The organism is Sphingopyxis sp. 10G20-10 (genome assembly GCF_057365075.1).
The window spans coordinates 1,051,929-1,076,971 of the sequence record NZ_CP195117.1 but is presented as its reverse complement, the minus strand read 5'-3'; the positions used below and the strand labels follow the sequence as shown (position 1 = coordinate 1,076,971).

The 25,043-nt window shown below is 58.7% G+C and carries 20 protein-coding genes; 13 read left to right on the top strand and 7 right to left on the bottom strand.

The genetic code is table 11. The annotated features are described in order from the left end of the window. The first annotated feature begins 1 nt into the window (after position 1). The 5 genes from gltB (at position 2) to ACR3XE_RS05255 (ending at position 6,988) form a co-directional block, all read left to right on the top strand. A complete protein-coding gene (gltB, locus tag ACR3XE_RS05275) occupies positions 2-4,522 on the top strand; it encodes a glutamate synthase large subunit (RefSeq protein WP_473700360.1) in 4,521 nt (1,506 codons plus the stop codon). A gap of 101 nt (positions 4,523-4,623) precedes the next feature. Continuing rightward, on the top strand, positions 4,624-5,058 hold the full coding sequence (locus ACR3XE_RS05270) for a hypothetical protein (protein WP_473698653.1): 435 nt from the start codon (positions 4,624-4,626) through the stop codon (positions 5,056-5,058). 74 nt (positions 5,059-5,132) lie between these two features. Continuing rightward, positions 5,133-5,804, top strand: a complete 672-nt coding sequence (locus ACR3XE_RS05265) for a glutathione S-transferase family protein (protein WP_473698654.1) — start codon at positions 5,133-5,135, stop codon at positions 5,802-5,804. Positions 5,805-6,093: 289 nt separating this feature from the next. Continuing rightward, positions 6,094-6,585, top strand: coding sequence for a helix-turn-helix domain-containing protein (locus ACR3XE_RS05260; protein ID WP_473698655.1), 492 nt, complete (start codon positions 6,094-6,096; stop codon positions 6,583-6,585). Between the two features lie 49 nt (positions 6,586-6,634). Beyond that, positions 6,635-6,988 carry a hypothetical protein gene (locus ACR3XE_RS05255; protein WP_473698656.1) on the top strand — a complete coding sequence of 118 codons (354 nt, stop codon included), beginning with the start codon at positions 6,635-6,637 and terminating at the stop codon, positions 6,986-6,988. A gap of 468 nt (positions 6,989-7,456) precedes the next feature. Here ACR3XE_RS05255 and ubiG read toward each other — a convergent pair whose 3' ends face one another. Then, a complete protein-coding gene (gene ubiG / locus ACR3XE_RS05250; protein WP_473698657.1) occupies positions 7,457-8,194 on the bottom strand; it encodes a bifunctional 2-polyprenyl-6-hydroxyphenol methylase/3-demethylubiquinol 3-O-methyltransferase UbiG in 738 nt (245 codons plus the stop codon). Between the two features lie 63 nt (positions 8,195-8,257). Between ubiG and ACR3XE_RS05245 the strand changes: the two genes are divergently transcribed. The 5 genes from ACR3XE_RS05245 (at position 8,258) to ACR3XE_RS05225 (ending at position 14,983) form a co-directional block, all read left to right on the top strand. Next, complete coding sequence (locus ACR3XE_RS05245; protein WP_473698658.1) at positions 8,258-9,505, top strand: aspartate kinase; 1,248 nt, start codon at positions 8,258-8,260, stop codon at positions 9,503-9,505. 151 nt (positions 9,506-9,656) lie between these two features. Further along, positions 9,657-10,670, top strand: coding sequence for an NAD(P)H-dependent flavin oxidoreductase (locus tag ACR3XE_RS05240; protein WP_473698659.1), 1,014 nt, complete (start codon positions 9,657-9,659; stop codon positions 10,668-10,670). A gap of 73 nt (positions 10,671-10,743) precedes the next feature. Further along, positions 10,744-11,469 carry a hypothetical protein gene (locus tag ACR3XE_RS05235; RefSeq protein ID WP_473698660.1) on the top strand — a complete coding sequence of 242 codons (726 nt, stop codon included), beginning with the start codon at positions 10,744-10,746 and terminating at the stop codon, positions 11,467-11,469. A 92-nt stretch (positions 11,470-11,561) separates the two neighbouring features. Beyond that, positions 11,562-13,856, top strand: a complete 2,295-nt coding sequence (gene ptsP, locus ACR3XE_RS05230; protein ID WP_473698661.1) for a phosphoenolpyruvate--protein phosphotransferase — start codon at positions 11,562-11,564, stop codon at positions 13,854-13,856. Between the two features lie 134 nt (positions 13,857-13,990). Then, complete coding sequence (locus ACR3XE_RS05225; RefSeq protein ID WP_473698662.1) at positions 13,991-14,983, top strand: glycosyltransferase family 2 protein; 993 nt, start codon at positions 13,991-13,993, stop codon at positions 14,981-14,983. 5 nt (positions 14,984-14,988) lie between these two features. On the opposite strand, the gene ACR3XE_RS05220 is transcribed toward ACR3XE_RS05225, so the two are convergent. Then, positions 14,989-16,071: a hypothetical protein gene (locus ACR3XE_RS05220; protein ID WP_473698663.1), complete on the bottom strand. Its 1,083-nt coding sequence runs from the start codon at positions 16,069-16,071 to the stop codon at positions 14,989-14,991. A 26-nt stretch (positions 16,072-16,097) separates the two neighbouring features. Between ACR3XE_RS05220 and ACR3XE_RS05215 the strand changes: the two genes are divergently transcribed. Further along, positions 16,098-17,180 carry a glycosyltransferase family 4 protein gene (locus ACR3XE_RS05215; protein ID WP_486185958.1) on the top strand — a complete coding sequence of 361 codons (1,083 nt, stop codon included), beginning with the start codon at positions 16,098-16,100 and terminating at the stop codon, positions 17,178-17,180. 9 nt (positions 17,181-17,189) lie between these two features. On the opposite strand, the gene ACR3XE_RS05210 is transcribed toward ACR3XE_RS05215, so the two are convergent. Further along, a complete protein-coding gene (locus tag ACR3XE_RS05210; protein ID WP_473698666.1) occupies positions 17,190-18,935 on the bottom strand; it encodes a hypothetical protein in 1,746 nt (581 codons plus the stop codon). 162 nt (positions 18,936-19,097) lie between these two features. Between ACR3XE_RS05210 and ACR3XE_RS05205 the strand changes: the two genes are divergently transcribed. Then, positions 19,098-19,514, top strand: a complete 417-nt coding sequence (locus ACR3XE_RS05205; RefSeq protein WP_486185957.1) for a GFA family protein — start codon at positions 19,098-19,100, stop codon at positions 19,512-19,514. Here ACR3XE_RS05205 and ACR3XE_RS05200 read toward each other — a convergent pair. The 3 genes from ACR3XE_RS05200 to ACR3XE_RS05190 all read right to left on the bottom strand — a co-directional run bounded on the left by ACR3XE_RS05200 (position 19,511) and on the right by ACR3XE_RS05190 (position 23,174). Then, positions 19,511-20,836: a replication-associated recombination protein A gene (locus tag ACR3XE_RS05200; protein ID WP_473698668.1), complete on the bottom strand. Its 1,326-nt coding sequence runs from the start codon at positions 20,834-20,836 to the stop codon at positions 19,511-19,513. The two genes, ACR3XE_RS05205 and ACR3XE_RS05200, sit on opposite strands and share 4 nt — an antisense overlap. Positions 20,837-20,843: 7 nt before the next feature. Next, the gene (locus ACR3XE_RS05195) at positions 20,844-22,001 is read right to left on the bottom strand and encodes a glycosyltransferase family 4 protein (protein WP_473698669.1); all 1,158 of its coding nucleotides are present in this window, start codon (positions 21,999-22,001) and stop codon (positions 20,844-20,846) included. A gap of 90 nt (positions 22,002-22,091) precedes the next feature. After that, positions 22,092-23,174, bottom strand: coding sequence for a hypothetical protein (locus ACR3XE_RS05190; RefSeq protein ID WP_473698670.1), 1,083 nt, complete (start codon positions 23,172-23,174; stop codon positions 22,092-22,094). A gap of 215 nt (positions 23,175-23,389) precedes the next feature. On the opposite strand from ACR3XE_RS05190, the gene ACR3XE_RS05185 reads away from it, so the two are divergent. Next, entirely contained in the window at positions 23,390-24,094 is a 705-nt protein-coding gene (locus ACR3XE_RS05185; protein ID WP_473698671.1) for a COG3904 family protein, read from the top strand. On the opposite strand, the gene ACR3XE_RS05180 is transcribed toward ACR3XE_RS05185, so the two are convergent. After that, positions 24,075-25,016, bottom strand: a complete 942-nt coding sequence (locus ACR3XE_RS05180; RefSeq protein ID WP_473698672.1) for a hemolysin family protein — start codon at positions 25,014-25,016, stop codon at positions 24,075-24,077. The two genes, ACR3XE_RS05185 and ACR3XE_RS05180, sit on opposite strands and share 20 nt — an antisense overlap. Positions 25,017-25,043: the final 27 nt, after the last annotated feature.

The window sequence follows — 25,043 nt, the reverse complement described above, 5'->3', positions numbered from 1 at the left end:
GATGACCTATTTCCCTACCCCCGAACATGAGCGTCTCGCCAACGAAGGCATGTATCGTCCTGACTTTGAATCCGATGCCTGCGGCGTCGGGCTGGTCGCGGCCACCGATGGCAAGGCGTCGCGCCGCGTTGTCGAGGCGGCGATCGAGGCGTTGCGCGCGGTGTGGCATCGCGGCGCGGTCGATGCCGATGGCAAGACCGGCGACGGCGCGGGCATCCATGTCGACCTGCCGATCCGTTTCTTTGACGATGCGATTGCCGCATCGGGGCACAAGGTGCTGCCGAACCGGCTGGCCGTCGGGATGATCTTTCTGCCGCGTACCGATTTGAACGCGCAGGAACATTGCCGGACCATTATCGAAACTGAAATAATCGACGCCGGTTTCACCATCTATGGCTGGCGGCAGGTGCCGGTGGATGTGTCGGTGATCGGCGACAAGGCGCAACGCACGCGCCCCGAAATCGAACAGATTATGGTCGCCGGACCACTGCCCGACGCCGCCTCGCTCGCCGAGTTCGAAAAGCAGCTTTATCTCGTTCGCCGCCGGATCGAGAAAAAGGTCATCGCGGCGCAGATCGCCGACTTTTATATCTGCAGCCTGTCGTGCCGTTCGATCATCTATAAAGGCCTTTTCCTCGCCGAAAGCCTCTCGGATTTTTACCCCGACCTGACGAACAAATTATTCGAAAGCCGTGTGGCGATTTTCCATCAGCGCTATTCGACCAACACCTTTCCGCAATGGTGGCTGGCGCAGCCGTTCCGCTGCCTAGCGCATAATGGTGAAATCAACACCATCCGTGGCAACAAAAACTGGATGAAAAGCCACGAGATCAAGATGGCGAGCCTCGCCTTTGGTGAGCATAGCGAAGACATCAAGCCGGTGATTCCGGCGGGAGCATCGGACACCGCCGCGCTCGACGCCGCGTTCGAAGCGCTGTGCCGCGCCGGCCGCGACGCGCCGACGACCAAACTGATTCTGGTTCCCGAAGCCTGGGGCAATGACGACACGATGCCCGAGGCGCATCGCGACATGTATCGCTATCTCGCCAGCGTGATGGAGCCGTGGGACGGCCCCGCCGCCTTGGCGATGACCGATGGCCGCTGGGCCGTGGCAGGGATGGACCGCAATGCGCTTCGTCCGCTCCGCTATACGCTGACTTCCGACAATCTGCTCGTCGTCGGCTCCGAAAGCGGCATGGTCCTGCTTCCCGAAGCCAGCGTCCGCAAAAAGGGCCGCCTTGGCCCCGGCCAGATGATCGCGGTCGATCTCGACAGCGGCGAACTTTTCGAAGACCGCGCGATCAAGGACAAGATTGCGGGCGCACAAGACTATGGCGCGCGGGTCAAAGGATTCCGGTCGATGGCCGATCTGCCCAAGGGCGGGCGAAGCACGTTGCCGGAATTTGACCGTCCCGAATTGCTGCGCCGTCAGGTCGCGGCGGGGCTGACGATGGAGGATATGGAACTCATCCTCGCGCCGATGGTCGAGGATGCCAAGGAAGCCATCGGTTCGATGGGTGACGACACCCCGCTCGCGGTGATTTCGGACAAACCGCGTCATGTCGCGCAGTTTTTCCGTCAGAATTTCAGTCAGGTCACCAATCCGCCGATCGACAGCCTGCGCGAGCGGCATGTGATGAGCCTCAACACCCGCTTTGCCAACCTCGCCAACATTCTCGACGAGCAGGGGCAAAGCGAGCATGTACTGGTGATCGATTCCCCCGTGCTGGTCGGCGATGATTGGGACCGGCTGCGCGCCTATTTTGGCGATGCGGTTGCCGATATCGATTGCACCTTCCCTACCGGAGGTGACGCCGCATCATTGCGCGAAGCCATCGCCCGCGTCCGCCGCGAAGCCGAAGATGCGGTGCGCGCGGGGCGCAGCGAATTATTTCTTAGCGATCAGAATATCGGCAAGGATCGCGTCGGCATGGCGATGGTGCTCGCCGCCGCCGCCGTCCACACCCATCTCGTCCGCAAGGGGCTGCGCAGCTATGCGTCGATCAACGTCCGGTCGGCGGAAATTCTCGACACCCATGCCTTTGCGGTGCTGATCGGCGTCGGCGCCACCACCGTCCATGCCTATCTGGCCGAAGCAGCGATTGCCGACCGACAATCGCGCGGTCTGCTCGGCGACCTCAGCCTGGTCGAATGCCGCAAACGGTTCCGCAAAGCGATCGACGACGGTTTGCTCAAAATCCTGTCCAAGATGGGGATCGCGGTCATTTCCAGTTATCGCGGCGGCTATAATTTCGAAGCCGTCGGATTGAGCCGCGCGCTCGTCAACGATCTGTTCCCCGGTATGCCCGCCAAGATTTCGGGTGAGGGCTATCAATCGCTGTTCATCAATGCGACCCAAAAGCATGAGGCCGCTTTTGACACGCGCGTTGCGACCCTGCCGATTGGCGGCTTCTATCGCCAGCGCGCTGGCGGCGAAACACATGCCTATTCGGCGCAGTTGATGCACCTGCTGCAAACTGCGGTCGGCACCGACAGCTATTCATCCTATCTGCAATTTTCGCGAGGGGTCGCCGATTTGCCCCCCGTCTATCTGCGCGATTTGATGGAATTCAACTTTCCGTCCGAAGGTGTGGCGCTGGAAAGCGTCGAGGCGATTACCGAAATCCGCAAACGCTTTGTCACCCCCGGCATGTCGCTCGGCGCACTATCGCCCGAAGCGCATGAAACGCTGGCCATCGCGATGAACCGCATTGGCGCCAAGGCGGTGTCGGGCGAAGGTGGTGAGGCGAAAACGCGCTACACGCCCTATGCCAATGGCGACAATGCCAACAGCAGCATCAAGCAGATTGCATCGGGCCGTTTTGGCGTGAATGCCGAATATCTGGGCGCGTGCGAAGAGGTGGAAATCAAGGTTGCGCAAGGGGCCAAGCCCGGCGAGGGCGGCCAGCTTCCCGGTTTCAAAGTCACCGAATTTATCGCCAAATTGCGCCACTCGACCCCTGGCGTGATGCTCATATCGCCGCCGCCGCACCATGATATTTACTCGATCGAGGATCTGGCGCAGCTCATCTATGACCTCAAACAGATCAACCCGCGCGCGCGGGTGTGCGTCAAGCTGGTCAGCTCGGCGGGCATCGGCACCGTCGCGGCGGGCGTCGCCAAGGCCCATGCCGACGTCATCCTCGTTTCGGGCAACACCGGCGGCACCGGCGCGTCCCCGCAAACCAGCATAAAATATGCCGGCACTCCTTGGGAAATGGGGCTGAGCGAGGTCAATCAAGTTCTCACCCTCAACGGCCTGCGCCACCGCATCCGGCTCCGCACCGATGGTGGCCTAAAGACCGGACGCGATATTGTGATTGCCGCCATTTTGGGGGCCGAGGAATATGGCATCGGGACGCTCAGCCTTGTCGCCATGGGCTGCATCATGGTGCGTCAGTGCCACAGCAACACTTGCCCCGTCGGCGTGTGTACGCAGGATGACAAGCTGCGCGCAAAATTCACGGGCACCCCGGAAAAAGTCATCAACCTGATGACCTTTATCGCCGAAGAAGTGCGCGAGATTCTGGCGCGTTTGGGCTATCGCAGCCTCGACGAGATTATCGGACGCACCGAGTTGTTGCGTCAGGTCAGCCGCGGCGCCGAGCATCTCGACGACCTCGATCTCAACCCCATCCTGGCCAAAGTCGATGCACCCGACAGCCAGCGCCGCTCGCAAGGCGGCGGCCGCAACCCTGTTCCCGACAGCCTCGACGCGCAGATTTTGGCCGATGCCAAGCCCTTGTTCGAACGTGGAGAGCGGATGCAGCTCACATACAATGTCCGCAACACCCATCGCGCCGTCGGTACCCGCCTGTCCGCCGAAATCACTGCGAAGTTCGGCATGAAGGCACTCGATGACGAGCATATCCATGTCCGCCTGCGCGGCACCGCCGGCCAATCGCTCGGCGCCTTCCTGTGTCAGGGCATCACGCTCGAAGTGTTCGGCGATGCCAATGACTATGTCGGCAAAGGACTTTCGGGCGGGCGGATCATCGTGCGCCCCACCGTATCGAGCCCGCTGGTCAGCCAGCACAACAGCATCGTCGGCAACACCGTGCTCTATGGTGCGACGGCGGGCACCTTGCTGGCGGCGGGTCAAGCCGGCGAACGCTTTGCCGTGCGCAATTCGGGCGCCAAAGTGGTTGTCGAAGGCTGCGGCGCCAATGGCTGCGAATATATGACCGGCGGCACGGCGGTCATCCTCGGTTCTGTCGGCTCCAACTTCGGGGCCGGGATGACCGGCGGCATGGCTTATGTGCTCGATGTTGACGGCAGCTTCGACGCCCATGCCAATGGAGAATCGATTGTTTGGCAGCGACTGGACAGCGCGGTTTGGGAAGCCGAGCTGCGCGATCTGGTCGCCGATCATGCCAAATCGACCGGCAGCAAATGGTCGAACGAAATATTGGCCGATTGGGACCGTTGGCAGGGCCAGTTCTGGCAAGTCTGCCCCAAGGAAATGCTCAGCCGTCTCGCCCATCCGCTCAGCGACAAGGCAGAGGCGGTCGCCGCCGAATAATCGTTCAGCCCTGCGAAAGCGTGGTGCATCTATACAGGCGGGGCGTCGGACAACGGTCCGGCGCCTCGCCTCCTTTTGCGCCCCAGAACAGGAGCTTCGTCATGACCCGTTTGACAGTCGTCGCCCTTCCTCTCGCCGCGCTTCTCGCACCGCTATCCGCGCAAGCCGCCGATGGCGATGCCGCCGGTGCCGTTGCGGCGCTGAATGATCCGGCGATGCAAGGCCGCCTCGCCGACACTGTTACCGCCATGGTCTCCGCCCTGATGCAGATCAATGTCGGCTCCATCGCGGCTGTGGTCGGACAGGTCGATCCCGAATCGCGTGCAGCCTATATTCCCGCCGACGCCACTCTCGGCGAAGTCACCGGACATGATGACCCCGCTTATGCCGAGAGGCTGGGCGATGGTGTCTACGCGACGACGCGCATGGCGGGCCGCATGGCCGCCTCGCTCGCGGCACTGGCGCCGGTGCTCAAAGACATGGCCCATGACATGAAGGCGCAATGGGATCTGGAACGCCGCGACCCGCGCCGCTAGATTCCGTTAAATTGACGTCATGACGGACGTCATAAGCGTTGCGCGCGCCGCCCCGCTGCCGCTATGTGCGCGCCATGTGGCAACTCTATCAATATCCCTTGTGCCCCTTTTCCCGCAAAATCCGGCTTTTGCTTGGCGAAAAGGGTGTCGGCTATGAATTGGTACGCGAATCGCCGTGGGAGCGCCGCGACGAATTTGTCGACCTGAACCCCGCCGGACGCACACCGGTGATGGTCGATACGACGCGCGGTGTCACGTTGATCGACAGTATGGCGATTGCCGAATATTTCGACGAAACGGTCGAGAGCAAGGCGATGATCAACGGCACCGCCACCAATCGCGCCGAAATCCGCCGTCTGACCGCTTGGTTCGATCAGGATTTCTATTTTGAAGTCACCGGCCCCTTGTTGTTTGAACGGATGCAAAAGCGCATCGTTCACCGCCAGCCGCCCGACGGAGGGGCGCTGCGTGAAGCGATGAAGGCCGCGAACACCCATCTTGATTATATCGACTATCTGATCGACCATCGCACTTGGCTGGCTGGTGCAACGATGAGCCTCGCCGATCTGGCCGCTGCGGCGCATATTTCGGTGGCCGATTATCTGGGCGGCATCGACTGGACCGGGCACGAACAGACCAAGGGCTGGTATTCAGGCCTGAAATCACGCCCCAGCTTTCGCCCGCTGCTCGCCGAACGGATGGAAGTCATCACGCCGCCCAAATATTATGAAGAAGTTGACTTTTAACGATTTACGAACTCCCCCTCCTTTCCGCTGATCCATCTCTTGAACGACTGGGTTATAGCGGGTGCGACCAGATAATTCTGGTCGGACAGTAAGCAGCCATTGGTACGCCCCCGCATCCAATGACTCTCCGGAGCTATGGCAAATCCGCCGCGTCGTTCTGTCCACAGATTCGCGCGGATTTCGATTAATTACCAATGGCGCAGGCAGGCTAGGCGATCTGCCTAGATACAACCATTTTTCGACCATTAATCTTTGTGGTGCTGGGTAAAGCTAGCTAATATGCTCCGAAATGAAGCAAAATTTTCCATCGCCAGCCAAGGCCGCCGAATTGGTCGAACGCCTTAGCCAGCGTCAACGCGAGTGTCTTTCCCTCGTCGGCCAAGGGCTGACATCAAAAGAAATTGGACGGACTCTATCACTATCCCCATCCACCATAGACAATCATCTGAATGTTGCGACAGAGAAGCTTGGCTGCTCGACGCGCTCGATTGCTGCCAGAGTGCTTGCGATCGCCGAAGAATATCTCTGCGTTTTAAACGCGCAACCGACGATAGCCGGTAATAATCGACATAATGACGATGCCAGACCGGAATATTCCGTCACTCTTATTGATACGAGCGGGCAAAATCATTCGTTGTTGCCGCCCTTCGGGGGGCGAGCCAACCGCGACAGCAAGACGCGGCGGATCCTGCACATCACACTAGTCGCAACCGCAGCAACCATGGCGTTTGCCGCAATCACTATAACCATTGCGGGCATAGTTCAGCTTTTCAGCCAATGAAATTTTTTCGAAAGCATCAACCGTCAATATCGACACAGGGAGACATTCGATGCACAATATCGAAAAATCGGTTGGTGGCGTGGTAGCTGCTGACACGCAGGCGACAATGACATCGGTCGATGCAACATTCCTTGCGCAAGCCAGAATGGCCGCCAGTATCGTCGAAGCCGCAACCGCTTCGGAACTGCCTGCGGGTGTGACGCAAGGCGCAATGAAGGCCGTCACTGATAGTATGTCGCATCTAGTGGCAGGGCGCACCGATTTGATCAAAGCGCTAGGGGAGCTGCAACACATTCAACGCAAGAGCAATCTGAATGAAACCAGTTTCGGTTGCCCGGGCGGATTGCCCAGTTCGGCGACTCTTGAATCAGAAAATTTTAAACAACGGCAATTCACAAGCTAGTTGATTACGAATTCGAACGAATGATACAAATTGCATATTATTTCTATCTTCTATCTGCGCTCGCGATAACGTCGTTCTATGGCAGTTTATCGGAGCGCAGATTTTGCCTGTTTTTGATTTTTTCGACTGCATTGACTCATTATTTTCAAAGCAGCGCAGAATTTCCACTCTATTTATATTATATCATTCCAATCGATTCTTCAATTCTACTCTATGTCTTTTTTCTCGCCCTAACCCACAATAGATTCTGGCCGATCTGGTTTTCCGGATTTGTCACAGTTGGTGTCGCTGCGTCCGTCAGCATCCTGGCCTTCGCATCGCTCAACCCGTTTGTCGTATTTGCGGCGAGCGCCTTTTGGTCGCTCCCTGCACTCGGCTGTATGGCTTACGGAACTTACCAAGATTGGAAATGCTGTCGTCGCTAAACGGGATTTCCAGAGGAATCTGCGGCTTTATGGTTGCCGGTCGTCATGTCGGCCATCGTGCGCTAACCAGATAATTCAACGCCTCACTACCGCCGAGCTTAAACCCCTTTGCGGGCGATGCCGACAGACCGGTGCGATCGATGACCTCCAGCTCCGCACTTTCGAGAAGCGCGGTCAGTTCTTCAGGACGCAGAAATTGATCCCAGTCATGCGTTCCGCTCGGCACCATGCCCAGCCGCTCAGCGCCCTCGACCAAGAGCAGTTTCGACAAAATGGTGCGGTTGGGGGTCGACAGGATCATCAGGCCATCGGGTGCCAGCCGCTCGGCAAGCTGCCCCACAAAGGCCGCCGGATCGCTGACATGCTCAACTACTTCCATTGCCGTCACGAGATCAAACTTGCCGCGCGCCAGCCCGGCCAGCTCGCCGGCATGATAGTGAATATCGAGCCCCTGCCCCTCCGCATGTAGTTTGGCCGCCGCAATATTTTCTGCCGCCGCATCGACACCCGTCACTGCCGCGCCCATCCGCGCGAGTGGTTCGCAGAGCAGCCCTGCCCCGCACCCGACATCAATGGCGCTCCGTCCGTCCAATGGCCTTCGGTCGCGCGTATCCCCGTGCCAATGCGCGTCAATTTGCTGCCGGATATAGGAAAGACGCACCGGATTTAGCCGGTGTAACATCGCCGAACTGCCCTTCGGGTTCCACCAATCTTCCGCCAGCGCACCGAAATGGGCGGCTTCGGCTGGGTTTATCGTTGCTTGTGCGCTTGAATTTGCCATAGCGCTTCCCTAACAGGACCGCGCCCCGCGCCAAAGGGCAATCTCAACAGGAAATGGGGCAAGATGGCACGTATTGTGATGAAATTCGGGGGCACGTCCATGGCGGGCACCGAACGGATTCGAACCGTCGCGCGCCTGGTCGCGCGCGAAGTTGCACAAGGCAATGAAGTTGCGGTCGTTGTTTCAGCGATGGCAGGCGAAACCGACCGGCTGGTCAATTTCTGCCGCGAAGCCAATCCGCGCTTTGATCCGGCCGAATATGATGTCGTCGTCGCCGCCGGTGAACAGATTACATCGGGCCTTCTCGCGCTCACCCTGCAAGCGATGGGCACGCCCGCGCGCAGCTGGCTAGGCTGGCAGCTGCCGATCCGCACCGAAGAGGCGCATTCGCGCGCGCGCATCACCGATGTCGATACCGGTGCGCTATCCGCCGCGATGGCCAGCGGCGAAGTGGCGGTCATTCCGGGTTTTCAGGGACTGATGGGCGATGGCCGCGTGGCCACATTGGGGCGCGGCGGGTCGGATACCAGTGCGGTTGCGGTTGCGGCAGCCGTGGGTGCTGATCGCTGCGACATTTATACCGATGTCGACGGTGTCTATACCACCGACCCGCGCATCGTCGCCCGCGCCCAAAAGCTTGATTATGTAACTTATGAAGAAATGCTCGAACTCGCGAGCGTCGGCGCCAAAGTGTTGCAGACGCGATCGGTCGGGCTGGCCATGAAGATGGGCGTCCGTGTCCAGGTGCTGTCCAGCTTTGTCGAGGGCGACGAAGCCCCGCGTGTCGGCACAATGATCGTCAGCGACGCAGAAATAGAGGAATTGCAGATGGAACGGCAACTGATCACCGGCATCGCCCACGACAAGAATGAAGCCAAGATCATCATCACCCGCGTGCCCGACCGGCCGGGTGGGGTTGCCAATATCTTTGGCCCGCTTGCTGCCGCTGGCATCAATGTCGACATGATCATTCAGAACGTCGGCCGCGACAAGGGCGAAACCGACGTGACCTTTACCGTCCCCAGTGCAGACCTGATCCGGTCCATCGACATATTGGAAGCCGCCAAGGACAAGATCGGGTTCAACCGCATCCTCAGCGACGACAAGGTCGCCAAGATCAGCGTCGTCGGGGTCGGCATGAAAAGCCATGCCGGTGTCGCCAGCACCATGTTCCGCGCCATGGCCGATCGCGGCATCAACATCCAGGCGATCTCGACCAGCGAGATTAAAGTCAGCGTGCTGATCGACGAGGATGAAATCGAGCTGGCGGTGCGCGTGCTGCACACAGCCTATGGACTGGACGCCGACTAGCCGCTCTCACCTAAAGGCGGCGCTCAAATCCTCATCTCCATCTATCCGCGCGCGTAGCGGCGGGGTACTCGCCATTGCCGCTTGCTGCCCTATGCTCCAGCGCCTAAAGCCCCGTCGCTGCTCCTTTTTTGCTGTTCACGGATTTTCACGCATGACCCAAAGCTCCAAAACCCAGGCCCTAATGGCGCGCGGCTGCGAATTGCTCGGCAGCGATTATGCCATATTATGCGGGGCGATGAGCTGGGTTTCAGAACGCAATCTGGTCAGCGCGATCAGCAATGCGGGCGGATTTGGCGTCATCGCGTGCGGCGCCATGACCCCCGAATTGCTCGACAGTGAAATCGCCGCGACCAAGGCGCTGGCGACCAAGCCGTTCGGGGTCAACCTGATCACCATGCACCCGCAACTGATCGACCTGATCGACATCTGCGCCAAGCATCAGGTCGGCCACGTCGTTCTGGCGGGCGGATTGCCCCCCAAGGGCAGTCTGGAAGCGATCAAGGCATCGGGGGCGAAAGTCATCTGCTTTGCCCCGACGCTGGCCATGGGCAAAAAGCTGATCCGCTCGGGCGTCGATGCACTGGTGATCGAGGGGATGGAGGCAGGCGGGCATATCGGCCCCGTATCGACCAATGTTCTGGCGCAAGAGATTTTGCCGACACTGGCCGAAGAAGTGCCGATCTTTGTGGCGGGCGGTATCGGACGCGGCGAGGCGATTGCCGCCTATTTGGAAATGGGGGCATCGGGGGTGCAACTGGGCACGCGCTTTGTCTGTGCAACCGAATCCATCGCTCACCCCAACTTCAAACGCGCCTTCATGCGCGCATCGGCCCGCGAAGCGGTCTCCAGCGTCCAGATCGACCCCCGGCTTCCCGTCATTCCGGTCCGTGCGCTCAAAAATGGGGGCACCGAAGCCTTCACCGCCAAGCAGCGGGAAGTTGCCAATTTGCTCGACAGCGGCGCAGTCGACATGACCGAGGCGCAGCTGCAGATCGAACATTATTGGGCGGGCGCATTGCGCCGCGCTGTCATCGACGGCGACGTCGAAAATGGCTCGTTAATGGCCGGTCAATCGGTCGGTATGGTAACATCGGAAGAGACGGTCGAGTCAATCATCGCATCGCTGGTGCAACAGGCCGACAGCGCATTGCACGCACGAGGCTGATTCGGCATAATAACAACGCTGGATTTCGGGCATTGGGTTATATCCGCCAGATATGGGGGCGGGGGAGTGATTGATGAATAACTGGGGTAAGATTCTTGTGGTGGGCCTGCTGGCAAGTGTTGCCGCCTGCGCGCCGACGCCACCACCATTACCGCCAGCGCCGCCACCAAAGCCGCCGGTCGTTTACGCCCCCTATCGCCCCCTGCCTCCCGGCAATGCTTCTCTGACTCAGATTTTGCCCGGGCGCGGAATTGATGGGCGTTTTATTACCGCGAACAGCGGGCTCACCGGCGAGCGTGCGTTTTGGCAGCTTCGCATCGGACTGAACGTCGCGGCAATCGGCTGTCGCGGGCTGGAAGAGGCCACGCTGGTGTCAGCCTATAACGACATCGTCAAAAAGCACGCAAGCACCATCCGGGCGACCGAAAATTCGGTTATCAAAGAGCTGGGCCGCGAGACCAAAACCAACGGCAAGGCGGCGCGCGACCGGCTTTCGACCCAATTGTTCAACTATTTCGCCCAGCCGCCCGCCCAGGCAGCCTTTTGCAAGACAGCCAATGAGCTGGCGCAAATCGTGGCGACATCGCCCAGTTCCGCCCTGGTCGACAATGCCGCCGCCCAATTGGCGCAAATCGACCAACCCTTTGTCGATTTTTACGAAGCCTATGCCAAATATCAGACCGACGCTGCGGCATGGGATGCCCGCTATGCCCCGGCACCGCCGGTCGCGGCGGCACCGGCCAATCCGCTGACCCCTGTCGATCCTGATACTACCCTCCCCCCAAGCAGCGGCCGCTGACCGGGGCGTATTATAGATCGGTCTAGAACGGACGCGGGAATTTCGCGTCGGGCAATAGCGTTGCGACTTCGCATCTGTTAGCAGGATGGGCCATGACCAACGCCCCTCCCCCTCCGTCTTCAGCGGCCCAGTCTGCGCGGAACATCCTGACCCGACTGCACGAGGTTATGGCATCACGCACGCACGCTCAGGCCAAGCTCAATCAGGTCGTCAACGTGATCGGCGAATGTGTCGATAGTGAAGTTTGCTCGATTTATCTGCTACGCGAAGGCACGCTGGAACTGTTCGCCACCCGCGGCCTTAACCAAGAGGCCGTCCATGTGACCCGCATGGCGACCGGCGAGGGTCTGGTGGGCACCATCGCCGCACAGATCGAGACGCTGAACCTCGACGAAGCCGCCGCGCATCCCGACTTTTCCTATCGTCCCGAAACGGGCGAAGAATTATTCCACAGCTTTGCCGGGGTTCCGATCATTCGTCGCGAGCGCGCGGTTGGTGTTTTGTGCGTCCAGCATGTCGACCCGCGCCGCTATGACGATATAGAGATTGAAACCCTGCAAACCGTGGCGATGGTGATCAGCGAACTGATCGCCAACGCCGACCTGATTGATACCACCGCCAACATCGACGCAGCAGAGGCCGATCAATCGAGCCAACAGTTGGCCGGGCAAAAGCTGGTCAACGGCATGGGCGCCGGCGTCGCCGTCTATCACCAGCCCCGTGTCCACATTGATCATACGGTCGCCGACGATGTCGAGGCCGAACGCCACCGCGTCTATGCCGCATTCGACAAGATGCGCGAGCAGATTGACCGCATGGCGAGTCAGGCCGATTTCGGCGCAGGCGGCGAGCATGAAGAGGTGCTCGAGACATATAAAATGTTCGCCTATGACGAAGGCTGGTCGCGGCGCATCAACGAAGCGATCGACAGCGGGCTGACTGCCGAAGCCGCCATCGAACGCGTGCAGCAACGCACCCGTATGCGGATGCGCCAGATTGACGACCCTCTGCTGCGCGACCGGATGCACGATCTGGAGGATCTGGCGAACCGGCTGTTGCGCATCGTGTCGGGCCAGATGGGGACCGCGGCGCAAATGGGACTGCGACAGGATTCCATCCTGATTGCGCGCAATCTGGGCCCCGCCGAACTGCTCGAATATGACCGGCGGCGTTTGAAGGGCGTCGTGCTCGAAGAAGGATCGCTGACCTCGCACGTCATCATCGTCGCCCGCGCCATGGGCGTGCCGGTGATCGGGCGGGTCCGCGATGTGCGCACCGTCGTTCGCGAAGGTGATATGCTCTTGGTCGACGCCACAGCCGGCACTTTGCATGTCCGGCCTACCCACGGCGTTCACGATGCCTTTGATGCCAAGCTGGAAATTTCGCAAAAGCGGCGGGCAAGCCTCGCCATGTTGCGCGACTTGCCTGCGGTTACCAAGGATGGCCACCCCATCGAATTGATGATCAACGCGGGTCTTCGCGAAGATGTCGGCGCGCTGGATCTGACGGGGGCGAGCGGCATCGGCCTGTTCCGGACCGAATTCCAGTTTCTGGTGTCGGCAACTCTACCCCAGCGCGAAAAGCAGCAACGGCTTTATCGCGATGTGCTCGACGCAGCGGGTGACCGCCCGGTCATTTTCCGCACTGTCGACATCGGCGGCGATAAGTCGCTGCCCTATATGCGCGTCGACAACGAGACCGAGGAAAATCCGGCGATGGGCTGGCGCGCGTTGCGTCTGGCACTCGAGCGCGAAGGATTGTTAAAGGTGCAGGCGCGTGCCTTGCTAGAGGCCGCCGCCGGTCGCACTCTCAATATTATGTTTCCGATGGTGTCGGAGCCATGGGAATATGAAGCCGCACGCGATCTGTTTATCGGGCAACGCGCCTGGTTGGTCAGCCATAGCAAGAAACTGCCTGCCGCGATCCGCTATGGTGCCATGCTCGAAGTTCCGGGGCTGCTCGAAACGCTCGATCTGATGTTGCCGCACCTCGACTTCCTGTCGGTCGGCACCAACGACCTCACCCAGTTCCTCTTTGCAGCCGATCGCGCCCATCCCCGGCTGGCCGAACGCTATGACTGGCTGTCCCCGATCGTCATGCGCTATCTCGCCCGCGTCGTTTCAACCGTTTCAGGGACAAAGGTCGCGCTAGGCGTATGCGGCGAAATGGCCGGGCGTCCACTGGAGGCGATGGCGCTGCTCGGACTGGGGTTTGAACGCGTGTCGATTACACCCGCCGGTGTCGGCCCCGTCAAAGCCATGATCCGCTCGCTCGATCTGGCAACGCTGCGCAAGGACATGCCAGCCATACTCGCCCACCCCACGGCGAACCCGCGCGGTCAGTATCAGGAGTGGGCCGACGCCCATGACGTCGATTTGGGGGATTAGTACCCGCTGATCCTGCGACGCATTACGCCGCTGTGGACGGCGCTTCTCCGCCATGGAACAACGACTTGTTAACCATTCGCTTTTAGCAAGAGGAAACGAATTGTTGGCGATTGGCGGGGTTTTCTTTTGTGAACATGTACACGCGCATTGGGGAGTTCGCTCCCGTCGGCGTTTCCCGGGTCGAAGGGCAACCCCTCGACATTGCGATTCTGTTGCCCTGCTATAATGAAGGGCTTGCCCTTGTCACGGTGATTGAGCGTTTTCGTGCGGCGTGCCCCCACGCCAAAATCTATGTTTATGATAACAACAGTTCAGACAATTCCGCCGAAATTGCCCGTAGCGCCGGCGCCATAGTCCGCCGCGAACCTCGCCAAGGCAAGGGCCATGTTGTGCGTCGGATGTTTGCCGACATCGAGGCTGACATTTACATCATGTGCGACGCCGACGAAACTTATGACGCGGCGGCCGCCCCGGACTTGGTTGACAAGCTGGTCGGCAGCGGCCTCGACATGGTGGTCGGCACACGGATCGACCCCGGCGGCAGCGCCTATCGCCCTGCCCATCGATTTGGAAATTGGATGCTCACCTCACTTGTGCGCACAATTTTTGGCGGCGGATTCAGCGACATGTTAAGCGGATATCGCGTATTTTCGCACCGCTTTGTCAAATCCTTCCCGCTGATGTCGCAGGGTTTTGAGATTGAAACCGAGCTGACGGTCCACGCCCTGCAGCTTGAAATGCCGACCGCGGAAGTGGCAACGCGATTCAAGGATCGGGTTGAAGGGTCCGAAAGCAAACTGAACACGATTTCAGATGGCATTCGCATCCTGTGGACGATCGCCACATTGCTGAAGCAAGAACGTCCGCTTTTTCTGTTCGGAGCAGCAGCATTGGTCTTGCTGAGCCTTTCGATGATGCTCGGATATCCGGTCATCACCGAATTTATGGCATCCGGCACCGTCCCGCGTCTTCCAACCGCAATATTGGCAACAGGGACCATGATCTTGGCATCGCTCAGCCTGTTCAGCGGCCTAATCCTGGACACCGTCACCCGTGGCCGCAAAGAAGCGAAATTACTGCGATATCTTGAGTTGTCTGGTGTCCATGCAATTGTGGGCCATGGTTGAACCGTCTAGGGCTTTGAACCGTTATCACCGGCACCTTGCCGCTGCGACCTTCGGAACGTTCCAGGCATGGCTAACAACATTATCGCCAATGTTGCGGGCACAGCGATGACCCGCAGCGCCAATATTCCCAAGATCACCGGCCCGACGGCGATACCGAGCAATTGCGCGACTGCGGCCCAGCCCCATTCGGTGATACCCATATTTCCGGGAGTCAAAGCTGCAAGAGCCGACCCCTGCACAACAGCAAACCCCCAGCAAGCCGTAACAGGAGTCAACATCGGCGCCACGAGCAGCAGAACGATGACCGAGCGGAGTCCCACAAAAATATAGCGCAAGACGCTAAGCTGAGTCAGCCATGTCGCCACGTCTGGCGCATCGAGTCCCCTGTCATGCGCGAACTGTAGCGCACCCTTCGCTCTGCCAGCGCCGGGCAAGGCAGCTGGCAGCAACCACAAAGCCAAACGCAGTAGGGGTATCTGGCGGAAAAGATGTCGCGCGAACAGTAGAAAAATTGCCATTGCAAGCGCGAGATATGTAATGATCGCGCCAGGCGAAGAACCTGCCATGAACAGACTCAAGCAAAAAATGGCACATAGTAAGAGGATCGCAACGTCGAACAACTGATCATAGACTGTGAGACTCGCGCCCTGAACGAAACTGCCGTCGAGATGTAACCGTGTAGCCAAGCCTCGGACTGCACTATTGGCTATGAAAATGGGGATAAGCTGGCCCACGAGCGCCCCGAATGCTGAGTAAAAGATCAACGTCGACAGACCGACAACCAAGCCGCCCGGACCGGCGATACGTTGTTGCAACAGCCTCCATTTGATTGCGCTGAGAGCCGCCTGCCCGCCGATCGAAACCGTCGCAACGATAAATAAAGTCACTCCATGTTCGCGAATAGGTTGCGCAATGTCCTGCAAGCGTAGTGTGCCGAAATGCATGACAAGGATGATCAGAAAAACAGCGAACAGCATGGCGCAGATCGCACCGCTCCACCGCCTTGCACTCACCTGTCTAAATCCACCTGACGACGCCGGAACAGTCACAAACATGATCCGCATGTAATCACAACAATCGCTTTCCATTTTTATGATAATGCCGATAAGGGCATATGCCGAAAGTCCTGATGATCGCCAGTCATTTCATCGGCCATGGAGGGGGGCTTGAACGCGTTGCCGACGATCTGGCGTGCAGGCTAGCTCAGGATTCACGTTTCGACGTCACACTGGCTGCGCATGGACAGAGTCCCACAGACGCAAATTATACAACGCTGGAACTACGAGCCAGTTCGATAATCGAACGTGCGACCGGCTTGCCTATCCTGTTTCCTCACCCCAGCGACCTTCATTCGCTTATGACGGCGGCGCGGCAAAGCGACGTCATTTTGCTGCACGACAATCTCTATATTGCCAATCTCATTGCGCAGTGGGCCGCACAAAGACGAGCGATCCCAACAATCTTGATCAAGCACACAGGTTGGGTGCATAGTCCGTCACTTCCAATGCGACTTGCCCAATCCCTTGCCAATCGTGCAATATTGGGGCCATCGCTGCGTTCAGCCACGCGCTGCGTCGCCGTTACGGCGGCAAAGCGGGACAGCCTGATTGACTTGGCTGCCGCCAAAGAAATCACTGTTATCGAAAACGGGATCGATACAGAGGCATTTTCACTTCAGGATATAGCCCGCGATATTGATGTGCTGTTCGTCGGTCGGTTCGTGGAAAAAAAAGGGATCGGCCTGATCAATCGCCTAGCAGCGACAATGCCAGAAACAATGTTTCTTTGCGCCGGCTATGGTCCGGCGTTGCCGCAACAATCGAAGGGCGGCAACGTCATTGTGATTGAACAGCCGGACGCAGCCGAAATCGCAGGAATCTATGCACGCGGGCGTGTTACGATTGTGCCTGCCCATACCGAGGGCGCACCACTTGTCGTGCCTGAGAGTCTCGCTTGCGGCACTCCTGTTATCACCAGCACCAGCGCGGCACATCCCATGCTGCCGATTGAAGCAGTCCTGCCAATCAATCTAGATTGGCCGTCAAATATCGTATCCTTGTGGAAAGAAGCGATCATCTCTTCCTTAGCAAAGAAAACAAAGCCTCAGGCATTGCGAGAAGCGGTAATAGAAAATTTTAGCTTACCCGTCATGGCGCGGCGCTACGTTGATTTAATCGAGGAAGTCATCAACATCTGAGTCTTATCATCATTTGATAAAAACGACCTGACAACCCGCGTATCTGAGCCGCCGAGCCAATACTCGATTGGTTTTATCGACAATCACAGGGCCGTGAAAGCCATAATATGACGCGATGGGCATAAACGCCGTGCTGCCAACAAGCGCCACCGAAACAGATGGTTCACAAAGAGACCGCATCATCGCAGAATCTATATTGTCACTAAGCAGACGAACAGGTTTTTTGTTCAAAAAGGGCGGATTAACTACTAGGTCGGCCGAGAAGGAAACATCTTGGCTGCCGACCATAACATAATCAGCGGCTGTCCGATCGATCCGTGCCGATAACCACGCGACAGGTGCATAGAAACTATGTGCCATCCATGCTTGGAGCGGCAACAATAGGATGCCGCCGACAACCGTTGTGCGAACCAGTAGCACTCGCCATTGACCAATATATCCGGGCAATTGCTTCCAGCCATAAATGGCGAGCAAGATCACATTGCCGATTACGCCGTGAAGATAGCGATAACCAAATCCATGGCCCTGATAGGGCAAAATTACGGTCATTATGACGATGGTGATCAAGACACTGCCGAGCAACCCAGCCGCCAATTTATTCTTTCGCACCGCTGCAACGCCAACAAGCATCAATGGGATTAGCAAAAGATGCTGCCATGCCACGAAACGCAAAAGATTGGACAGCATGTTAGCCCACCTTAAGCCGTCGTTTTTTGTGACGGCCGACAGCAAACGAGCCAGATAATCGATGTTGGCGCTTTGGCCCAACTCCGCCAGAGCATCCGCCCTCACCATCGGCGCGATCCAATACGGCCAGCTATACCAAAACAGACCTATCGCCGCATAACCAACAAGATAGAGGGCAGCGCGTCGCCAGTCCCGTTCGAGCAACAATAAAAACAGGATCGGTGCGGCGAACATGGGATGCATAAGTGGCTGGTGAAGGCCGACGGCTACAAAGCCCACAGCCAACGCGACACTGTCCATCGCTATTCGGCGGTGCAGAAACAACCACAACCACACGAGATTTAGCGTGAGATGCCCAGGCATGGCATAGGCGGTCATACCGTTAAAAAGAGTCTGCGCCGACCCAAAATAAAGGAGCAATCCGACAATTGCCGCCTCGCGATCTTCCGGCCAAATCTTCCGAATGCAGCCCCACAAAGCCAGTGCGCCAATGAACAGCATGGCCGGGCCTGTCAGCGCGGGCAGCGCAACAAGCCCAACGATCGCCCGGATGGCAGCATTCAAGGGAAGATAGTCAGAAACCCACGCGCCGCGATGCTCGGCAGGATACATGAACATGGTGTTGAGCGCGTCGGCATGATCGCGCCAGAACACAGGCAGGGGCGCGACAAGGTGGCCACTGGCAAAGACATTGGCGTCAAAGGTCGCCATTTGCTCGTCGCGGCTCATGTCATATCCGGACAGCACCCAATAATGTCCGGCGAGTGCAATCAATGCCATCACGCCGCCAACGAGCATGGCCAAGCGCCAGCTACCCGAAAACTCTGCGTTCGAACCGCGCAGTCGCAAAGTGCAAAGAGCAAGCAGCATGACGCCAGCAAGCAACAGCCAAAGATCCTGCCGATGCAGAAAGAACAGGGTCAGGCTGGTATCCGCTCCAAAGCCCCTTGCCAACACAAGTGCAGCGACGATGAGCGCCGAAAACCGCACGACCGTCAGGCGAGAAATACTCGCCCGCGATGTCTGATCGCTTAGCGTTTGCGCACCGATTTGCTGATTTTCATTCATCTGGACGGGCGTTGCACATTCATGCCTAATTTCGGGTTAAGATAATAGGCTTCACGCGCGCTTTCACGTGCCGAGTGTGCCGGATAAACCTCGCCGAAAATACATCTCGACTCTGCACTTTGTTTACTATATGTTCTCCACCCATTTGTTCAGGAGGACAACATGACTCAATCCTCGGAAACCGCCGCAGGCCAATGCCATTGCGGTGCCATTCGATATTCCATGTCGACACAGGTTGAGCATCATGCGCTGTGCCATTGTCAGGATTGCCGCCGTCATTCGGGTGCGCCGATGGTGGGGTGGGCGCTGGTGAAGCAAAGCGACTTTCAGGTGTCGGGCGAACCCAAAATCTATGTTTCGTCAGAGCATGGCCGTCGTCATTTTTGCGGCGATTGCGGCACAGGACTATTCTATACAAATGACGCCATTTTTCCGGGGATGATTGATGTGCAATCGGCAACGCTCGATGACCCCGCCCTGATCCCGGCTCAGGCGCAAATTCAGACCGCCGAGCGCATTGGCTGGATGGCAAAGCTCGATCAGCTTCCGGTCTTTGAACGCTACCCCCCGATGGATTAGTCTTCGCTGGGACGGGGCTGGCGACGTTCGGCCCACCACGCCATCCGTTCGCCGATGCGCTTTTCAAAGCCCCGGTCGGTAGGGACATAAAAACCCTGCGCCGCCAGGTCGTCGGGCCAATAATTGTCGCCCGAAAATCCATCCACTGCCTCATGGTCATATTGATAACCGGAGCCGTAACCCAAATCTTTCATCAGCTTGGTCGGGGCGTTGAGGATGTTCGCGGGCGGCGCGATCGAGCCGGTGTCCCGCGCCGTTTTCCACGCTGCTTTTTGCGCGGCATAAATCGCGTTGGATTTGGGGGCGGTCGCACAATAGAGGCAGGCCTGCACTATCGCCAGTTCTCCCTCGGGCGACCCCAGAAACTGATAGGCGTCCTTGGCAGCGAGGCATTGCACCAGCGCCTGCGGATCGGCGAGGCCGATATCTTCGCTGGCAAAGCGGGTGATGCGCCGCAGCACATAAAGCGGCTCTTCTCCGGCAACCAACATGCGCGCGAGATAGTAAAGCGACGCCTGTGCATCCGATCCGCGCATCGCCTTATGCAGCGCGGAAATAAGGTTGTAATGACCGTCGCGATCCTTGTCATACACCGGCATCCGGCGATGAAGCAGTTGCGCCAGCGCTGCGGGGTCGAGCGGCCCGGTCACATTCGCCGCGAGCAAAGTCTCCACCTGATTGAGCAAAAACCGACCATCGCCATCAGCACTGGCGATCAACGCCTCGCGTGCCCCGTCCGTCAATGGCAAGCTGCTCGTCGTTTCCTCCTCAGCCCGCTCCAGCAAGGTCGCCATCGCGCTCTCGTCCAACCGATGCAGCACCAGCACCTGCGCGCGCGACAGCAACGCCGCGTTGAGGGCAAAGCTGGGGTTTTCGGTCGTCGCCCCGACCAGCACGACCGTCCCGCGTTCGACATAGGGCAAGAACCCGTCTTGCTGGGCGCGGTTGAAACGATGAATCTCGTCAACAAACAACAGCGTGCGTTGCCCGGCACCCGCCATTTTTTCTGCTTCGGCAAAGACTTTTTTGAGATCGGCGACGCCAGAGAAGACTGCCGAAAGCGGGGCAAAACGCATCCCGACAGCTTCGGCAAGCAAGCGCGCTATCGTCGTCTTCCCGGTACCGGGCGGCCCCCACAAAATGATCGAGGCCAATTGCCCCGCCGCCACCATGCGGCCGATAGCCCCATCAGGGCCGGTCAGATGCTCCTGCCCGACAACTTCGGCCAATGTGCGCGGTCGCAATCGTTCGGCAAGGGGCCGCTGATGATCGTCCGGTGTGCCGTCTGTCGGCATTTCAGCAGGAAACAGATCATCAGCCATCACCCCGTCATCTCGGCTTCATCTGCTTTTGGCGGATCAGGCGCATATAGGTGTCGGCTACGGCCTGATTAATGGCATCCCATTCATATTGACTGCTTTCCAGTAGCGCCGCCGCCCCATGCTCGGCCCGAATTGCTCCATCTTCGCAATAAAGCTGGAGCCGATCGGCAAATTTTGTGATCGATCCGGGGGACACCAGAAAGCCGGTGGTGCCATCCTTTACGATGCTGGCGCTGCCGGTGGCGCGGGCGGCGACAACAGGCAGGCCGCACGCCATCGCCTCCAGCGTCACATTGCCAAAGGTTTCGGTAACCGAGGGGTTGAAGAGCATGTCAGAGGACGCAACCGCGCGCGCCAGATCCGCACCACCCTGAAAGCCGACAAATTTGGCCTTGGGCAGCCGTGATGCAAACCAGTCGCCCGCCGGGCCTTCACCAATCACCACCACATCATGCGGCACGTTGCGGCGGTTCAGCTGGTCGATGGAATCGGCAAAGACATCGAGCCCCTTTTCCATCACCAGACGGCCCAAAAAAGCAATCACCGGAGAATTTTCAGCGATTCCCAAGGACTGTCGCCACGCCAGATCGCGGCGACCGGGGTGGAAAATGTCGCGCTCCACGCCGCGCGTCCAGATGCCGATGTCATAGTTCATCCGCTGTTCGCGCAGCACCTGAGCGAAGGATTCGGACGGCGCGATCAGAGCGTCACAGCGCCGGTACAGCCGCCGCAGCCACGCCACCATGATCGGTTCCAGGAAGGACAGATTATAATAGCGGAAATAGGTTTCAAAGCGGGTGTGAACCGAACAGGCCACCGGCAGCCGCCGCCGCCGTGCCCACGCTGCCGCTTGCCGCGATACGCGGTCGGGACTGGAAATGTGCAGGATATTGGGGGCGAATTGCATCATGTCTTCGCGCACCCGTCCCGACAGGTGCAACGGAATGCGATATTCGGGGCGATTGGGAATCGCCATCGACGGCACACTGACCAGATCGCCGGTCGGTTCAAAATCAGGGTCATCGACCGTCGGTGAATAGACGCGCACTGCCGCGCCCTGACGCAGCAGATAGTCGACCAGACGATTGAGCGCCTTGTTCGCCCCGTCCACGGTCATGTTGTAATTGCCGCTAAACAGGGCGATGCGCAGGTCCGACATTTCCATGACCCGGCGGTAATATTATTGCGCGACAAAGGCAATCATATCGCGCCGGTCCGACCATCCCGAGCCGCTAGCCCGTAAGGGTCGGCGCTGTCACGCCATGATCGAATAGGGTTCGCCCGCTTTCTTGCGACACATCCGCTTTGACACGCGGGTTTCCTCACCCTCGATAATGGCAATGTCGGTAATCGACAGGCATTTGCTGCCGTTGGGCTCGGTATTGAGCGCGGTGATCGTTGACGAACCGCCGACGCCCTCACGGGTCGGGCTGGTCCAGTTGGCGGTCGCGCCGACTTCCTCTTTCTCGGTTACCTCGACCGTTGCAGCGGCGGCGACCTTTTGTTCTTTTTCATCGAGCTGACAGGCGATTTCGCGCACCAGCACCGCTCCGAACAGGCCCGCGACAGCGGTGCCGACGCCCTTCAGCCCCGCCGCGTTACCCGCGACGCTGCCCAGCAGGCCGCCCAAAGCGCCGCCGCGTTTGCGCGACCTTTTACATTTTTTGTCACTGTCGTCTTTGTCTTTGCGTGCGACTTTCTTGCCGCCGTTCTTGCCCTTTGCATCTTCGGCTGCGACTTCACTCTCGGCTGGCTTGGCGGCATAGACCGGCACAGGATAGCCATTACAGCCGGTGTTGAAGCAAAAGCGGTCGGCCAGATAAGCGCGGTCGGTCTGATATTGCGCTTCCATACCGCGATAGGCGGCAAGATTCGCGCCTTCGGGGTCGGACGCGGCATGTTCGGCCATCATCTTTTTATAGAAGGCGTCCTGCGTTTGAGGAGAATAATGCATATTGCCGCCGACTTTGTCGGAATAAAGCGCCGACAATTGGTCCTGATAGACGATCATTGCCTGTCGATAAGGCAGCATTTTTTCTTGGTAATAGGCATCAATCTTGACGGTACAGCTATTGATGTCGGCCGCCTTGTCGAACGGGGCCTCAATCTTCTGATAGTCATCGCGGCAGTCGGGATAGCTTGCGGTGTCGAGCATTGGCCGGGTCGGAAATTCGGGCAGTTGCGGCTCTGTTGCGGAAGGCGGAACATAGGCCTTGTCACCCTCCCCCGCCGCAACGGGTACGGTTGCGCCGGCAACGGGATCGCTATCAGTGGTTTGCCACGCATGGGCCGCCGCGCCGCCACAGAGTAGCAACGTTCCGACCGTAACGGACGTCATCCAATGTCGCCAAGCCATATCCATACCAAACCCCCATTTGCATCGCTAACCCCTATGACCTCCACCCGCAAGTCGGGCAATGCGCTGGGTCACAGTCGCACCACCCCTGGCATAGGGGCGACATTGTCTTGCGTCGGCCAATCGCATATCATTACAAATGGTCAGTCCTAATTGACCGGCGACGAGAGCGGGAGAGAGAGCGGATGCGCCGCTGGATGAAATCACTGACTTTGCTGAGCGCGTTTTTGGCGTGCAGCGCGGCGGCGGCACCCGGCATGGACCCCGATAATCCCACCTGCCCGACAGAACCAAGCTGGTCCACATATAAAACAATGGTGCTGACGCCCTTCAAGCGCAGCGGCGAAACCATCCTGCTGGCCGAAGGACGTGTCGATGCGGGGCTTCCTGACCGGCTGACCAAAGTGCTGGCTGACAATCCCGCGATCAGTGAGATATGGCTGCGGTCGCCGGGCGGCAGCGCCCGCGCAGGCAATGCGGCGGGCATGATCATTCGCAAGCTGGAAAAAGATGTCATCACGCGCATCCCGGCGGGATGGACCTGTTTCAGCGCGTGCAATTTCGTCTTTATGGGCGGACGGGCGCGGATTATCGATCCGGGCGGTCATTTCATGGTCCATATGTTCACCATGACGGGAGACCGCAATGCGATCCAGTCGAGCGTTGCACTAGGAACGGATGCGACCAAAGAACTGATCGGCGACGTCGAACAGGAAAGCGCACTGATGGCGACCGAGGACAATGATTTCCTGATCCGCATGGGCGTTTCGCGCAAATTGCTGTCCGATGTGATGTATCAGCAAAAGGCGGTCGCCTCGGCCGATGGCAACCGCTCAACCCGCCGCTGCCTGACGCTGAAGGAAGCGTTGACCTATAATGTCGTCAATCGTTCGAACGACTGACCGGAGCCTCCAGATCGACGACCAGCGGCGGATGCAGCCGCAAATGATGCACGCGCCGTTCGTCGGCCTTGGTCACTTCCAATCGCCAGCCACTGGAGTGGAGAAGGACTTCGCCTACTTCCGGAACATGACCCGCCAGAACAGCCGATAGGCCGCCGATCGTATCAACATCTTCTTCGACCTCGGCGAGGCGGGGATCGATAAATTCAGCGACATCGTCGAGTTCAGCGCGCGCATCGGCTTCCCAGCAGCCATCTTCGGACGCAACGATCAAGGCCGTGGGTTCGTCGTCATGTTCATCCTCGATCTCGCCAACGATTTCCTCGACCAGATCCTCGATTGTCACAAGCCCCTCGGTCCCCGAATATTCGTCAATGACGATGGCCAAATGGGTCCGCTTGGCGCGCATTTCTGCCAGCAGATCGAGCACGCCCATCGATTGCGGGACATAGAGCGGCTGGCGGATCAGCGTGGACAACGAAGGCGGGTCGCGCCCTTCGGCCAGCACGACGAACACATCCTTGATGTGGATCATCCCGATCACCTCGTCGAGGCTTTCGCGATAAACCGGCAAGCGGCTATGCCCGGCCTCTGCAAACAGCAGGACCAGTTCGGCAAAAGCCGCACTTTCGGGAATGGCGATGATGTCGGCGCGCGGCACCGCGACATCGTCGACTGTCTGTTCACCGAAGTGGAGGAGGTTGCGCAGCATCTTGCGCTCGATGGGGGACAGATCGCCCGTCGCACTGTCTGACGATGCCCCCGTGCTGGCCTCTTCCTCGGCCTCATCAATGACATCTTCGATTTGTTCGCGAAGGCTGGGCTCTTTAGCTCCGTTAAACAACAGGGTACGCAAGCGCGCCCACAGTCCGGCGCTACTATCGTCTTCCGTTCGGTTCGATGATCCCTGGTCGTCCGGCATGGCTAGCGAAATTATCCCGTTTGAAAC

What these genes read in the sequence shown, in the direction of transcription:
- gltB (WP_473700360.1), top strand. Translation starts at nt 2, where the DNA reads ATGACCTATTTCCCTACCCCCGAACATGAGCGTCTCGCCAACGAAGGC.
- ACR3XE_RS05270 (WP_473698653.1), top strand. Translation starts at nt 4,624, where the DNA reads ATGACCCGTTTGACAGTCGTCGCCCTTCCTCTCGCCGCGCTTCTCGCA.
- ACR3XE_RS05265 (WP_473698654.1), top strand. Translation starts at nt 5,133, where the DNA reads ATGTGGCAACTCTATCAATATCCCTTGTGCCCCTTTTCCCGCAAAATC.
- ACR3XE_RS05260 (WP_473698655.1), top strand. Translation starts at nt 6,094, where the DNA reads ATGAAGCAAAATTTTCCATCGCCAGCCAAGGCCGCCGAATTGGTCGAA.
- ACR3XE_RS05255 (WP_473698656.1), top strand. Translation starts at nt 6,635, where the DNA reads ATGCACAATATCGAAAAATCGGTTGGTGGCGTGGTAGCTGCTGACACG.
- ubiG (WP_473698657.1), bottom strand. Translation starts at nt 8,194, where the DNA reads ATGGCAAATTCAAGCGCACAAGCAACGATAAACCCAGCCGAAGCCGCC.
- ACR3XE_RS05245 (WP_473698658.1), top strand. Translation starts at nt 8,258, where the DNA reads ATGGCACGTATTGTGATGAAATTCGGGGGCACGTCCATGGCGGGCACC.
- ACR3XE_RS05240 (WP_473698659.1), top strand. Translation starts at nt 9,657, where the DNA reads ATGACCCAAAGCTCCAAAACCCAGGCCCTAATGGCGCGCGGCTGCGAA.
- ACR3XE_RS05235 (WP_473698660.1), top strand. Translation starts at nt 10,744, where the DNA reads ATGAATAACTGGGGTAAGATTCTTGTGGTGGGCCTGCTGGCAAGTGTT.
- ptsP (WP_473698661.1), top strand. Translation starts at nt 11,562, where the DNA reads ATGACCAACGCCCCTCCCCCTCCGTCTTCAGCGGCCCAGTCTGCGCGG.
- ACR3XE_RS05225 (WP_473698662.1), top strand. Translation starts at nt 13,991, where the DNA reads ATGTACACGCGCATTGGGGAGTTCGCTCCCGTCGGCGTTTCCCGGGTC.
- ACR3XE_RS05220 (WP_473698663.1), bottom strand. Translation starts at nt 16,071, where the DNA reads ATGGAAAGCGATTGTTGTGATTACATGCGGATCATGTTTGTGACTGTT.
- ACR3XE_RS05215 (WP_486185958.1), top strand. Translation starts at nt 16,098, where the DNA reads ATGCCGAAAGTCCTGATGATCGCCAGTCATTTCATCGGCCATGGAGGG.
- ACR3XE_RS05210 (WP_473698666.1), bottom strand. Translation starts at nt 18,935, where the DNA reads ATGAATGAAAATCAGCAAATCGGTGCGCAAACGCTAAGCGATCAGACA.
- ACR3XE_RS05205 (WP_486185957.1), top strand. Translation starts at nt 19,098, where the DNA reads ATGACTCAATCCTCGGAAACCGCCGCAGGCCAATGCCATTGCGGTGCC.
- ACR3XE_RS05200 (WP_473698668.1), bottom strand. Translation starts at nt 20,836, where the DNA reads ATGGCTGATGATCTGTTTCCTGCTGAAATGCCGACAGACGGCACACCG.
- ACR3XE_RS05195 (WP_473698669.1), bottom strand. Translation starts at nt 22,001, where the DNA reads ATGGAAATGTCGGACCTGCGCATCGCCCTGTTTAGCGGCAATTACAAC.
- ACR3XE_RS05190 (WP_473698670.1), bottom strand. Translation starts at nt 23,174, where the DNA reads ATGACGTCCGTTACGGTCGGAACGTTGCTACTCTGTGGCGGCGCGGCG.
- ACR3XE_RS05185 (WP_473698671.1), top strand. Translation starts at nt 23,390, where the DNA reads ATGAAATCACTGACTTTGCTGAGCGCGTTTTTGGCGTGCAGCGCGGCG.
- ACR3XE_RS05180 (WP_473698672.1), bottom strand. Translation starts at nt 25,016, where the DNA reads ATGCCGGACGACCAGGGATCATCGAACCGAACGGAAGACGATAGTAGC.